Raw genomic sequence first — 12,192 nt, forward strand, 5'->3', positions numbered from 1 at the left:
ATGGTGAACCGTGTCTTCTCCCCTGGCCCCTTCCGGAGGCGGCCCCATAACCGACCCGGCCCCGCTGTCCCTGTGCGCCCGTGAGCCGCGTGTGCCCGCGGATCGGCTGGTCGCCGAGATGGTGCCGCCGCCGCGGTTCGACTCCGTCCGCTTCAGCACGTACATCCCCGACCCGAACCAGCCCAGCCAGACCGAGGCCGTCGGGGTCCTGGAGGGATTCGCGGCGGGCCTCGACTCGGGAGCGGCCGGAGGATCCGGCAAGCGCCGGCTGTTCGGCTTCGGCAAGGCGCCGAAGAAGGCCCCCGCAGGCCCGCGCGGCGTCTACCTCGACGGCGGCTACGGCGTCGGCAAGACCCACCTGCTGGCGTCCCTGTGGCACGCCACCCCGGCCGAGCCCGCGCTCAAGGCGTTCGGCACGTTCGTGGAGCTGACCAACCTGGTCGGCGCCCTCGGGTTCCAGCAGACCGTCCAGACGCTGTCCGGCCATCGCCTGCTGTGCATCGACGAGTTCGAGCTCGACGACCCGGGCGACACCGTCCTGGTCTCCACCCTGCTCGGCAAGCTGGTCGACGCGGGCGTGGCGCTCGCCGCCACCTCCAACACGCTGCCCGGCAAGCTCGGCGAGGGCCGGTTCGCCGCGGCCGACTTCCTGCGCGAGATCCAGGGCCTGTCGGCCCACTTCCGCGCCCTGCGCATCGACGGCGAGGACTACCGCCACCGCGGTCTGCCCGAGGCGCCGCCGCCGTACTCCGACGCGCAGGTGACCGACGTGGCGCACGCCACCGAGGGCGCCTCCCTCGACGCGTTCTCGCCCCTCCTGGAACATCTCGCCCGGGTCCACCCCAGCCGGTACGGCGCTCTGACCGACGGGATCAAGGCCGTCTGCCTCACCGGTGTGCGGCCGGTCCCCGACCAGTCGACGGCCCTGCGGCTCGTCGTCCTCGCGGACCGGCTCTACGACCGCGAGGTGCCCGTGCTGGCCTCGGGTCTGCCCTTCGATCAGCTCTTCAGCGACGAGATGCTGAACGGCGGCTACCGCAAGAAGTACTTCCGGGCCATCTCCCGGCTCACCGCCCTCGCCCGCGACGCGGGCAGGCTCGCCGGCACCCGGTAACCACACCCCCCTCACCGCGCCAACCGCCTGGCGAGAAGTGCCTGTTCAAGCCAGCCGACCGCCGGTTTTCAGGCTCTCTTCAGCTTGAAACGTTAAGTTAACCCTGCAAACGACTTTGCAGGGTTAACGTGTTTCTTGACCAGCCATTGACCAAGTGTTGGTCCGCACTAGACGTGCGAATTACCTGAAGGGGGGCGCATGTATCGAGGTACGACGGCACGGACCGTGGTTTCGATCCTCGCCACCGTCCTCCTCGCCCTCCAGTTCTTCGCACCGACGGCATCCTTCGCATCCGCGCATACGAAGAGTCAATCCGAGGCCAACGCTCAGCCCGGAACGAAGCCCTCCGGCAAGTCCTCGCGCCCCGGACACAAGCCGTCCGGGAAGGCTCTGCGCGACGAGACGGCCACCTGCCGCGCCGGACACCCCGGGGACCCGACCGGTCCCCTGCGGACCCGCGACCGGTCCCACACCGCCGACTCCGCGCCCTCGGCGCCCGAACGGCCCCTGCACAGGCGCCTCCAGCCGACGGCACCCGACCCGGTCAGACCCGGTGCCGCGCACCACCGCACGTCGAGATCCTCGACAGCGCACACCCCGGCAGCCCTTCAGGTCTTCCGCTGCTGATCAGCAGAGCAGTTCCCCCCACCCGTTGCCATGCCCGTCCGACGCGCCCCCACTGCGCGCCAGGAGGAGTCACACACTCATGCAACCCCTCATCGACAACGCCCGCACCTTCGGACAGCGCCCTGAGGAGTTCGCCCACCTCGCCGAGGGCCAGTCCCCCGACGTCCTGTTCATCACCTGCTCCGACTCCAGGGTCGTACCGGCCCTGATCACGGGCGCCCGTCCCGGCGAGCTCTTCGAGCTGCGCACCGCGGGCAACGTCGTTCCCCCGCACTCCTTCGAGCACCCCACGTCGGAGGCGGCCACGATCGAGTACGCCGTGGAGGTTCTCGGCGTCAAGGAGATCGTGGTCTGCGGCCACTCGCACTGCGGCGCCGTGGGCGCGGTGGTACGCGGCGACGACCTCGCCGCCGTACCGGCGGTGCGTGACTGGCTCGCGCGCGCCGCCGACGAGCCCGAGTGCTCGGACCCGGCGGACCCGACGGTCGCCGAGGCCGTGCAGAACCACGCCCTCACCCAGGTGCTCCGACTGCGGTCCTACCCCTGCATCGAGCGCCGGCTGGCGGAGGGCCGACTCGGCCTGCACGCATGGTTCTACGAAGTGCACACCGGCACCGTGCGGGAACACCGCGCGGACACCGACTCCTTCGAGAAGCTGTGAGGGACTCCATGACCAAGTTCCCTTATCTCAGGCAGGACTTCACCGCCTCGCTGGTCGTGTTCCTGGTCGCCCTCCCGCTGTGCGTGGGCGTGGCCGTCGCCTCCGGCGTCCCGGCCGAACTCGGCCTGGTCACCGGCATCGTGGGCGGCCTCGTCACCGGACTCCTGCCGGGCAGCAGCCTTCAGGTGTCCGGGCCGGCCGCCGGTCTGACCGTGCTGGTCTTCGAGGCGGTCCAGGAGTACGGGCTGCCCGCGCTCGGCATCATCGTGCTGGCCGCCGGTCTGCTCCAGCTGATCATGGGCGCCCTCAAGCTCGGCCGCTGGTTCCGGGCGATCTCGGTGTCGGTCGTCGAGGGCATGCTGGCCGGAATCGGTCTGGTCCTCATAGCCGGCCAGCTGTATGCGACGGCCGGCCTGAAGGCACCCGCCTCCGGCATCGACAAGATTCTGGGCCTGCCCGGCGCCGCCGCCGACGCGGCCGGCAGCACGGCGGCGCTCACGTCCCTCGTGCTCGGCGCGGCCACCATCGCGGTGATGGTGCTCTGGAAGAAGCTGCCGAAGAACGTGCAGGCCGTACCCGGCGCGCTCGCCGCGGTGATCCTCGCGATCGCGGCCACCGCCGTGTTCAACCTGCCGGTCGCCACCGTCGAGGTGAAGGGCCTGCTGGGTTCCATCCAGCCGCCCGGCCTGGACGCCTTCGGCAGCGTGGGCTTCGGCATCATCGGCACGATCGTCGCCTTCACCCTGATAGCCTCCGCCGAGAGCCTCTTCAGCGCCGCCGCCGTGGACCGGCTGCACGACGGCCCGCGCACCCAGTACGACAAGGAGCTCATGGCGCAGGGCGCGGGCAACACCATCTGCGGTGTGCTCGGCGCACTGCCGATGACCGCGGTCATCGTCCGCAGCTCCGCCAACGTCAGCGCGGGCGCCAAGACCAAGGCGTCCCGGGTGCTGCACGGTGTGTGGCTGCTGCTGTTCGCCGCGCTGCTGCCGGGCACGCTGGCCCTGATCCCGCTGCCCGCCCTCGCCGGCATCCTCGTCCACGCGGGCTGGAAGCTGATCCCCTTCCGCAAGATCGTGCCGCTGTGGAGGGAGCACCGGGGCGAGGCACTCATCCTGGTCGTCACCGCCGTGTCGATCGTCGCGGTGAACATGTTCGAGGGCGTGCTCATCGGTCTGGCCCTGTCGGTCGTCAAGACCGCCTGGGAGGCCTCGCACGTCAAGCTCGAGATCATCGACAAGGGCGCCGGCCCGATCCAGGCGTACCTGTCGGGCAACGCGACTTTCCTGCGGCTGCCGAAGATCCTCGACACCCTGGAGGGTCTGCCGCAGGACCGCCCGGTCGAGGTGGACCTCTCGGGCCTGCACCACCTCGACCACGCCTGTCGCACGGCCCTGGAGAACTGGGCCGCACGCCACAGCGCGACAGGCACCGAGCCGGTGAAGGTCACGGAGCCCGTGGAGGCCACGGCGGAGAAGGCCACCGCCGTCTAGCCGCCTGAGCGGATCACCCGGGTCCTGGTCCGGGGCGCGCACCCGGCGCGTCCCGGACCACGCATGTCCGCCCCCGCTCTGCCCCCACTCCGGCCCCGCCGATCACACCCCATGGCCCCACACCACGGTTCGGGCATATCGTTACAGGAGCATACGAATTCGGACCTCTGAACGGGGAGGTCGGCATGGTCGAAGAGCTGGTCGGCGTGGCGGTCGCGGTCGGGGCCGGTGCGCTGGTGTACCTCGCCTCCGCGGCGCGGATCGTCAAGCAGTACGAGCGCGGGGTCGTCTTCCGGCTCGGGCGCCTGCACGGGGACGTGCGGCGGCCCGGGTTCAACCTCGTCATCCCCGCGGTGGACCGGATGCGCAAGGTCAATCTTCAGATCGTGACGATGCCGGTCCCCGCCCAGGAGGGCATCACCCGCGACAACGTGACCGTGCGGGTGGACGCGGTGGTGTACTTCAAGGTCGTGGACCCGTCGGCGGCGATCGTCAACGTCGAGGACTACCGCTTCGCCGTCTCGCAGATGGCGCAGACCTCGCTGCGCTCGATCATCGGCAAGAGCGAGCTGGACGACCTGCTGTCCAACCGGGAGAAGCTCAACCAGGGCCTGGAGCTGATGATCGACAGCCCGGCCGTGGAGTGGGGCGTGACCATCGACCGCGTGGAGATCAAGGACGTGTCCCTGCCGGACACGATGAAGCGCTCCATGGCCCGCCAGGCCGAGGCCGACCGGGAGCGGCGGGCCCGGCTGATCAACGCCGACGCCGAGTACCAGGCCTCGAAGAAGCTGTCCCAGGCCGCCCAGCAGATGGCCGACACACCCTCGGCTCTCCAGCTGCGGCTGCTGCAGACGGTCATGGCGGTGGCGGCGGAGAAGAACTCCACGCTCGTCCTGCCCATTCCGGTGGAACTCCTGCGCTTCCTGGAGCGGGGTGCGCAACCCCCCGCGAAGAGCGCGGGACACACGGAGACTGCGGACCCCACGGAGACCACGGCCTCCGCGGAGGGACACCCGGAGATCGCGGGACACGCGGAGACCGAGGACCCCGCGGAGAACGCGGAGAGTGCCGTCGACCGCACGGAGCAGGCCGAACAGGCCTTGGAGGAGCTGCGGCGCGCCGTCGAGCAGTGACCCGCGCTACGCGCGTGGTTCCCGCTGCCCGCGGCAGGTGATAGACACACGGGGATCACAGTTCCTGTCCGCCAGCAGGAAGGTTTCCCCATGACCGAATCCGGTCGCTCCGCCACACGACGTCAAGTGCTCGCCGGAACGGGCGCCCTGGGCGTCGGGATCGCGTTCTCCGGCGCCCTGTCCGAACTCTTCACCGGCACCGCCGCGGCACAGGGCCTCGGCCGCACCGGCTACGGCCCGCTCGTCCCCGACCCGAAGGACATCCTCGACCTGCCGGAAGGGTTCCACTACCGGATCCTCTCCCGCGAGGGAGACGAACTCCGCTCCGGCGAGGGCAAGGTCCCCTCCAACCACGACGGCATGTCGGCCTTCCCGGGCAGAGGCGGCCGTGTCCACCTGGTCCGCAACCACGAGAACCGCGCCAACGGCAAGGTGCCGGTCCCGACCGTCGAGGGCCTCACCTACGACCCGGCCGGCAAGGGCGGCTGTACGGCGCTGACGCTGGACTCCCGCAACAGGGTCCGGTCGGAGCGCGTCGCGATCGCCGGCACGGCCGTCAACTGCGCGGGCGGGCCCACTCCTTGGGACACCTGGCTGACCTGCGAGGAGACCGAGGACAAGGCCGGCACCAACGGCTACACCAAGGACCACGGCTTCATCTTCGAGGTCGACCCGGCCGACCCGCACCGCACCGGGGCCGTGCCGCTGACCGCGATGGGCCGCTTCGCGCACGAGGCGATCGCCGTCGACCCCCGGCGGGGCGTGGTGTACGAGACCGAGGACGCCTTCGAGAGGCCCTTCGGCCTCTTCTACCGCTTCCTGCCGGACCGGCCGCTGGGCGGCAGGGGTTCGCTGCGCGCGGGCGGCCGGCTCCAGGCCATGCGCGTGCCCGGCGTGCCGGACCTGTCCTCCATCCAGGAGATCGGCGCCGAGTTCGACCGCATCGAGTGGGTGGACGTACCGGACCCGCAGGCCGCGCAGACGCCGATCCGGTTCCAGGACTTCGGCCGCAAGGGCATCACGCACGCGCAGAAGCTGGAGGGCTGCTACTGGGGCGGCCGTTCGGTGTACTTCGTGTCGTCCTTCGCGCACCGGTCGGACGGTTCGGCCGCCGACCACTTCGGGCAGGTCTGGCGCTACGACCCGGAGCGGCGCCGACTCACCCTGGTGATCGTCTTCGGCCCCGACACCGATGTGCAGATGCCGGGCGAGTCGCCGGACAACATCTGCCTGGCGCCCAGCGGCGGCCTCATGGTCTGCGAGGACGGCAACGGCGCCCAGCACGTCTACGGTGTCACCAGGCGCGGCCAGGTCTACGCGATGGCCCGCAACCGGCAGAACATCGGCACCCCGGAGGAGCCCGAGTGGGGTGAGTTCGCCGGGGTGGCCTTCTCCCCGGACGGCGACACGATGTACGTCAACTGCTACTCGCCCGGCACCACGTTCGCGGTGACGGGCCCCTGGCGCCGGTAGCCGACGCTCAGCTCCCGACCGGGGCGCCGGGTGCGAGGCCCGGCGCCCCGCCGGGCCATGGAGGCACAGGACCGCAAGGGGGCCCGGTGACACGCAAGGACAGCACCTCGCTGCGGGAGCGGCTGTGCCTCCCCGTCGGTGAGCGGGCATGGCCGCCACGGCCCCGGTCGGCGAGCGGCTGGCCGTCCTCCAGGAACGGCTGTGGGCGGCGAGCACCAAGGGCGACCGGCGCCGCGTCCTGCTGGTCCTCCAGGCTCTGATCAAGTGCTTTGCGGCCCGCGTTCCAGAACGCCTACGAGATCGCCCTGGAGCGCTGCGGCACCTCGTACGCGCCCTGGTACCTGATCCCCGCCGACCACAAGTGGTACCGCAACTGGGCGGTCGGCACGCTGCTCCTGGAGCACTTCGAGGAGCTGGATCCGCGGTACCCGGAGGCGGACTTCGACGTGGACGAGTTCCGGAAGCGGCCGCTGGAGCAGCCCTGATCCGTCCGGTCAGGCCGCGAGCAGGGCGTCGATCTGGCCGACGGCCTCCTTCAGGCCCTCCTCCATGCCCATGGTGACCAGTTGCTCCATCTGCTCACGGGAGTCGAACAGCGAGCGCATCTCCATCCGGGTGCCACCGCCGTGCTCGCTGAGCCGCACCGTCACGGCCATGGTCGGCATGTCGTCCTTGGGCTTGCCCTCGTCGTCGGCGAAGCCGTCGGTGAACTCCAGGGCCGTCGGCTCGCTGACCGAGGTGATCCGCCACCAGCCGCGGTGCCGGTCGCCTTCCGGGCCGGTCATGAAGTAGGTGACCTCTCCCCCGGGCGTCAGGTCGTGCTCCTCCACGGTCGCCGGGTAGGTCGGCGGGCCCCACCAGCGCTCCAGCTGCCGGGGGTCGGCCCACAGCCGCCACACCCGCTCGACCGGGGCGGCGAAGTCGGCGACCAGGGTGAGGGTGAGGTTGTCGAGGTCCTTGTCGACACTGGTGACACTCATCGCTCGGTTCCTTCCGTCGTGTCGTTCTCTTCGGTTCCGGGGTCCTCGGCGAGCAGCCGGGCCATCCGGTCCACGCGCCCGCGCCACGCCGACTCGAGTTCGTCCAGGGCCTGGCGAGCGCGGCCCACCGCGTCGGGGTCGGTGCGCACGAGCTGCTCCCGTCCGCTGCGCTGCTTGGTGACCAGCCCCGCCCGCTCCAGTACCGCGACGTGCTTCTGCACCGCGGCGAAGCTCATCGGGTAGGCCTCGGCGAGCCGGGACACGGACAGCTCCCCGCGCACGCAGCGGCGCAGTATGTCCCGGCGTGTGGTGTCGGCCAGCGCGTGGAACAGCCGGTCCACCGTCTCGTCACTCAGCTCATCTACAACCATTTGGTTGTACGTTAGCCCTGCCCGCCTCTCCTGTAAAGCGACCCGCCCGACACTGAAGCGGACGGACGGGGGTACTCGGCGGGCTATGAGCGAGAAGCAGCAGGTCAGCAGCTCGTACTGGCTCGAGACGGCACCGGACGGGCGCCACCCGGCGCTCGCGGAGGACCTGGACGTCGACGTGGCGGTGATCGGCGCCGGCATCGCCGGGCTGTGCACCGCGTGGGAGCTCACGCGGGCCGGGCGGAGTGTGGCCGTGCTGGAGGCCGGGCGGGTCGCGGCCGGCGTCACCGGGCACACCACCGCCAAGGTCACCGCCCTGCACACGCTCGTCTACGACAAGCTGCGGCGCACCCGCGGCCCCGAGGGCGCGCGGCTGTACGCGCGTTCCCAGTCCGAGGCGATCGAACACGCGGCCCGGATCGCCGGGGAACTGGGCGTCGACTGCGAGTGGGAGACGAGGAGCGCCTACACCTTCGCCCGCGACACGGACCGCGTGGAGGAACTGCGCGCCGAGGCACGGGCCGCGGCCGAGGCCGGGCTGCCCGCCTCGTTCGTGACGGAGACCGGGCTGCCGTTCCCGGTGGCGGGCGCGGTCGAGGTCACCGGGCAGGCCCAGTTCCATCCGCGCAAGTACCTGCTGGCCCTCGCCGCCGACCTGGTCGAACGCGGCGGGCGGATCTACGAGGACACCACCGTCCTCGGCCTGGACGAGGGCGAGCCGTGCAGGCTGTCGACCACGACCGGGGCGACGGTCCGGGCCCGGGACGTCGTCGTCGCGACGCACTACCCGATCTTCGACCGGGCCCTGCTGTTCGCCCGCCTGTCCACGCGCCGCGAACTGGTCGTCGCCGGGCCGATCCCCGCGGACCAGGACCCGGACGGCATGTTCATCACGCCCGACGAGGACACCCGCTCGGTGCGCACCGCGCCCTACGAGGGCGATCGGCGGCTGCTCATCGTCACCGGTGAGCACTTCACGCCGGGCACGGGCGACCCGCGGGCCCGTTTCGAACGCCTCACCGCCTGGGCCACCGGCCACTTCCCGGACCTGGAGGTCACCCACCGGTGGGCCACCCAGGACACCGAGCCCACGGACACCGTGCCGATGGTCGGCCCGCTGCACCCGGGCGCCCGGCACGCCTATGTGGCCACCGGGTTCGGCGGCTGGGGCATGACCGGCGGCATCATGGCGGGCCGGCTGCTGACCGCGCAGATCATGGGCGAGGAGTGCGAGTGGAGCGGACTGTACGACCCGCGCCGGCTGAAGCCCGCGGTGCGTGAGGCGCCGTCGTTCCTCAAGACACAGGCCAAGGTCGCCGGGCACTTCGTGGGCGACCGGCTGCGGCCTTCGCCGCCGGTGGAGTCCCTGCCACCCGGCGAGGGCGCCGTGGTCCGTGCCGACGGCCACCGCCTCGCGGTGTACCGGGACGACGACGGCGGGCTCCACGCCGTCTCCGCCCGCTGCACCCACCTGGGCTGTCTGGTCAGCTTCAACGCCGCCGAACGCGCCTGGGAGTGCCCCTGCCACGGCTCCCGTTTCGACACGGACGGCAAGGTGATCCAGGGCCCGGCGACCAAGCCCCTGGAACAGCGGGACCTCTGACGCCCCGCCCCGGCCTCGGCTGGACGTATGAGCGACAACGACTACTGCCTGATCGACGCGACCAGGCCGCCGCGGGCGGAGGGACCGCCGTACGCGATGGGGGTCCCCCCGCTCGAGCGCAGCCGAGAGTGGGGGAGTGTGCTGTGCCGGGAGCCGACGGAGTACCCCGAGTCGTACAAGGGCAGCACGCTCTGCCCCGTCTGCGAGTGGCAGGAGGCGGAGCGCACCGCCTGCTCAGGGTGATCTGCGGGAGGCCGGCGCACCGGCCAGGGGCAGCAGCGGCAGCGGGACATCGCCCTTCTGCGAGCCGGCGACCAGGCCCTGCACGGCCGCCTGCGCCGGTGAGCCGGTGGCCACCAGGGACAGCAGCGCCGCGACCAGCAGGGCCACCAGGGCGCGGCCCGGCGACCGCAGCAGAGGCCGGCCGGTGAGCGCGCCGACGGCCGTGCCGAGCAGGGCGCAGGCCAGGGCGGCGAGCAGCCCGGCCCCGCAGGCGGGGGCGAGCGGCACACGGGTGCGGTTGGTCGGAGGCGACTTACGCCGTGCGCGGCCGGCCGGTGACACGGCCCTCGCTCGGCGCGTCGATGCCGGCGAGCAGCCGCAGCAGCGTGGACTTGCCGCTGCCGTTGGCTCCCCCGACGCGGACGAGCCGGCCCGGGGCCACCGCCATGTCGACACCGCGCAGCACCCAGGGGCCGCGCAGACCGTAGCGGCGGCCCGCGTTCCGGAGGCACAGGTCGGGTCGCATGCGGCCATCCTGCACGATCTTCCGGCTGGCACACTGGGATTCGTGAGTGAAGACCCGACGCCCGTGAGCGACAGTCCCTTCCGGTCCGAGCCCTCGGCGCGCGACGAGGCACCGCAGTTCGTGCTGCCCCTGGTCGTGCGGATCGAGCGGGCGGCCCCGCCGGCGCGCACGGACGCGCTGGAGACGGCCGCGCGGGCCGTGCTGACGATCCTGGCCGACGAGCGGTCGGCCGGCGAGGGCGAGTGGGCCGGGGCGATGCGCAACTGGCAGGACGCCAGGATCCGCAAGGTGGTGCGGCGGGCACGCGGCGCCGAGTGGCGGCGGGCCGAGGCGCTGTCCGGCATCACGGTCACCGGCACGTCGGCCGAGGTGCGGGTCTTCCCGCCCGTCCCGCTGGACGGCTGGCCCAAGGACCTGGCCAGGCTCCAGGTCTCCGGCACCGACCTCGACGACCCGGAGCAGCCGGTGGACGCGGACCCGGCCGCCTGCGTGCTGTGGCTGAACCCGGACCTCGGCATGTCGGCGGGCAAGGCCATGGCGCAGGCCGGGCATGCCGCGCAACTGGCCTGGTGGGAGCTGTCCGACGAGGAGCGGACCGCCTGGGACGACGCGGGGTTCCCGCTCGCCGTCCGGACGGCCGACCCGGCCCGCTGGTCCGAACTGACCGGCATCGGGCTGCCGTTGGTCCGCGACGCGGGGTTCACGGAGATCGCGCCCGGCTCGTGCACGGTGGTCGCGGACCACCCGGCGCTGCGCCGGGAGCCGCACGGGAGCGGCCTCGCGGCGTCCACCCGTTCGGAGTAGCCGCGGGCGCGCCGGTCCCCGACGGATGCTCCAGTGGGGTTACCGGCCGACCCGACCCAGGAGGCAGCCATGACCAGCGCCGCGCCCCCTCCCCCCGCCCCGCCCGCCCCCGACGACCGGACGCCCGACGGCTCCGGATCGGGCGGTTCCGGCGACCCGTGGGCGGCCGGGGGTCTCGCTCTCGGCGGCATCCTGATGGTCGTCTACGGCCTCTTCGCGGTGCTCCAGGGCATCGCGGCGATCGCCGGGGACGAGGTGTACACGAGCTTCGGCCAGTACTCCTTCGCGTTCGACCTGACCGCGTGGGGCTGGATCCACGTGATCGTCGGTGTGCTCGTGGTGGCGGCCGGGCTCGGCCTGTTCGCCGGAGCCACCTGGGCGCGGGTCGTGAGCGCGGTCGTGGTCGGCCTGGCGCTGATCGCGAACTTCCTCTGGCTGCCGTACCAGCCGTTCTGGTCGATCATCATGATCGTGACCGGCCTGTTCGTCCTCTGGTCGGTGTTCAACTACCGCTCCTCCCGCCCGGTGTAGCGCCGCCCCGGTCAGGACGGCGGCGGACGCCGGTCGCGCTCGGCGACCACGCCGTGCAGCCGGCGGGTCAGGGCGGTGGCCGCCGCCGTGAGGAAGACGAACGCGTACACGACCTGAGCGACGGTCACCAGCCGGGCCTCCTGCCCGCGCGGGGTGATGTCGCCGTAGCCGACGGTCGCCAGCGTCACGACGGTGAAGTACAGCGCGTCGACCCGGGTGTACAGGCCGATGAACTGGCCCGGCTGCTGGGCGAGTGCGTAGTAGCCGGACGAGAAGACCAGCACGGCCAGGCACATCAGCATCGAGATCATGATGCCCGACCGGGCCTGGGGCCTCTCCAGCACGATGTCGCGCACGTGGCGCAGCAGCAGCGCGGCGACGAACGCCAGGCCGGCCACGAACAGCGGCCAGCCGAGCCAGGGCCGGTCGGCGCCCAGCCCTTCCAGCGGCAGCAGGAAGTAGGCCGTGCCGACCGCCACGAGCAGGGCTCCGGCTCCGATCCGCAGCCGGCGGACGCCGGCCGCCTCCGACTCCGGTTCCCGTTTCCGCGCGGTGTGGTGGGGCTGCTCGCTGCCTTCGGGCATAGGTCCGGTCTACGGCGTATCAGGGCGGGACGCGACCCTTGCGCCTCCGTCGGTGGGGACGGGCAGC

The 12,192-nt window shown here is 72.1% G+C and carries 12 protein-coding genes and 3 pseudogenes; 10 read left to right on the forward strand and 5 right to left on the reverse strand.

All coding sequences use genetic code 11. The features are described 5' to 3' along the window. Window positions 1-10 precede the first annotated feature (10 nt). The 6 genes and pseudogenes from zapE to G3I77_RS41220 form a co-directional block, all read left to right on the forward strand. On the forward strand, window positions 11-1,114 hold the full coding sequence (zapE, locus tag G3I77_RS19220; RefSeq protein ID WP_248505374.1) for a cell division protein ZapE: 1,104 nt from the start codon (window positions 11-13) through the stop codon (window positions 1,112-1,114). A gap of 706 nt (window positions 1,115-1,820) precedes the next feature. Beyond that, window positions 1,821-2,402: a carbonic anhydrase gene (locus G3I77_RS19230; RefSeq protein WP_248505376.1), complete on the forward strand. Its 582-nt coding sequence runs from the start codon at window positions 1,821-1,823 to the stop codon at window positions 2,400-2,402. Window positions 2,403-2,410: 8 nt separating this feature from the next. Continuing rightward, on the forward strand, window positions 2,411-3,895 hold the full coding sequence (locus G3I77_RS19235; RefSeq protein WP_248505377.1) for a SulP family inorganic anion transporter: 1,485 nt from the start codon (window positions 2,411-2,413) through the stop codon (window positions 3,893-3,895). A gap of 185 nt (window positions 3,896-4,080) precedes the next feature. After that, entirely contained in the window at window positions 4,081-5,031 is a 951-nt protein-coding gene (locus tag G3I77_RS19240) for a slipin family protein (protein ID WP_248505378.1), read from the forward strand. Between the two features lie 90 nt (window positions 5,032-5,121). Then, complete coding sequence (locus G3I77_RS19245; RefSeq protein WP_248505379.1) at window positions 5,122-6,504, forward strand: PhoX family protein; 1,383 nt, start codon at window positions 5,122-5,124, stop codon at window positions 6,502-6,504. A 266-nt stretch (window positions 6,505-6,770) separates the two neighbouring features. Then, a pseudogene (locus G3I77_RS41220) lies at window positions 6,771-6,989 on the forward strand (polyphosphate kinase 2 family protein); the annotation flags it as partial. A 9-nt stretch (window positions 6,990-6,998) separates the two neighbouring features. Here G3I77_RS41220 and G3I77_RS19255 read toward each other — a convergent pair. Both G3I77_RS19255 and G3I77_RS19260 read right to left on the reverse strand, forming a co-directional pair. Next, the gene (locus G3I77_RS19255; protein WP_248505381.1) at window positions 6,999-7,484 is read right to left on the reverse strand and encodes an SRPBCC domain-containing protein; all 486 of its coding nucleotides are present in this window, start codon (window positions 7,482-7,484) and stop codon (window positions 6,999-7,001) included. Further along, window positions 7,481-7,855 carry a helix-turn-helix transcriptional regulator gene (locus G3I77_RS19260; protein ID WP_248505383.1) on the reverse strand — a complete coding sequence of 125 codons (375 nt, stop codon included), beginning with the start codon at window positions 7,853-7,855 and terminating at the stop codon, window positions 7,481-7,483. Before G3I77_RS19260 ends, G3I77_RS19255 begins: the two co-directional genes overlap by 4 nt. Before the next feature lie 85 nt (window positions 7,856-7,940). Between G3I77_RS19260 and G3I77_RS19265 the strand changes: the two genes are divergently transcribed. Both G3I77_RS19265 and G3I77_RS19270 read left to right on the forward strand, forming a co-directional pair. After that, window positions 7,941-9,458 carry an FAD-dependent oxidoreductase gene (locus G3I77_RS19265; protein ID WP_248505385.1) on the forward strand — a complete coding sequence of 506 codons (1,518 nt, stop codon included), beginning with the start codon at window positions 7,941-7,943 and terminating at the stop codon, window positions 9,456-9,458. 27 nt (window positions 9,459-9,485) lie between these two features. Continuing rightward, window positions 9,486-9,701 carry a hypothetical protein gene (locus tag G3I77_RS19270; protein WP_248505387.1) on the forward strand — a complete coding sequence of 72 codons (216 nt, stop codon included), beginning with the start codon at window positions 9,486-9,488 and terminating at the stop codon, window positions 9,699-9,701. Here G3I77_RS19270 and G3I77_RS19275 read toward each other — a convergent pair. Both G3I77_RS19275 and G3I77_RS19280 read right to left on the reverse strand, forming a co-directional pair. Then, window positions 9,693-9,980 (reverse strand): annotated as a pseudogene (locus G3I77_RS19275) (ABC transporter); the annotation flags it as partial. The gene G3I77_RS19270 and the pseudogene G3I77_RS19275 overlap by 9 nt on opposite strands. Window positions 9,981-9,996: 16 nt before the next feature. Beyond that, window positions 9,997-10,206, reverse strand: a pseudogene (locus G3I77_RS19280) (ATP-binding cassette domain-containing protein); the annotation flags it as partial. 42 nt (window positions 10,207-10,248) lie between these two features. Here G3I77_RS19280 and G3I77_RS19285 point away from each other — a divergent pair. Beyond that, window positions 10,249-11,010 carry a peptidyl-tRNA hydrolase gene (locus G3I77_RS19285; protein WP_248505389.1) on the forward strand — a complete coding sequence of 254 codons (762 nt, stop codon included), beginning with the start codon at window positions 10,249-10,251 and terminating at the stop codon, window positions 11,008-11,010. Window positions 11,011-11,079: 69 nt separating this feature from the next. Further along, window positions 11,080-11,541 carry a hypothetical protein gene (locus tag G3I77_RS19290; protein WP_248505391.1) on the forward strand — a complete coding sequence of 154 codons (462 nt, stop codon included), beginning with the start codon at window positions 11,080-11,082 and terminating at the stop codon, window positions 11,539-11,541. A gap of 11 nt (window positions 11,542-11,552) precedes the next feature. On the opposite strand, the gene G3I77_RS19295 is transcribed toward G3I77_RS19290, so the two are convergent. Further along, complete coding sequence (locus G3I77_RS19295; protein ID WP_248505393.1) at window positions 11,553-12,125, reverse strand: potassium channel family protein; 573 nt, start codon at window positions 12,123-12,125, stop codon at window positions 11,553-11,555. Between the last annotated feature and the right edge of the window lie 67 nt (window positions 12,126-12,192).

The sequence above is a fragment of the Streptomyces sp. D2-8 genome (assembly GCF_023184515.1).
Classification (GTDB): Bacteria; Actinomycetota; Actinomycetes; order Streptomycetales; family Streptomycetaceae; genus Streptomyces.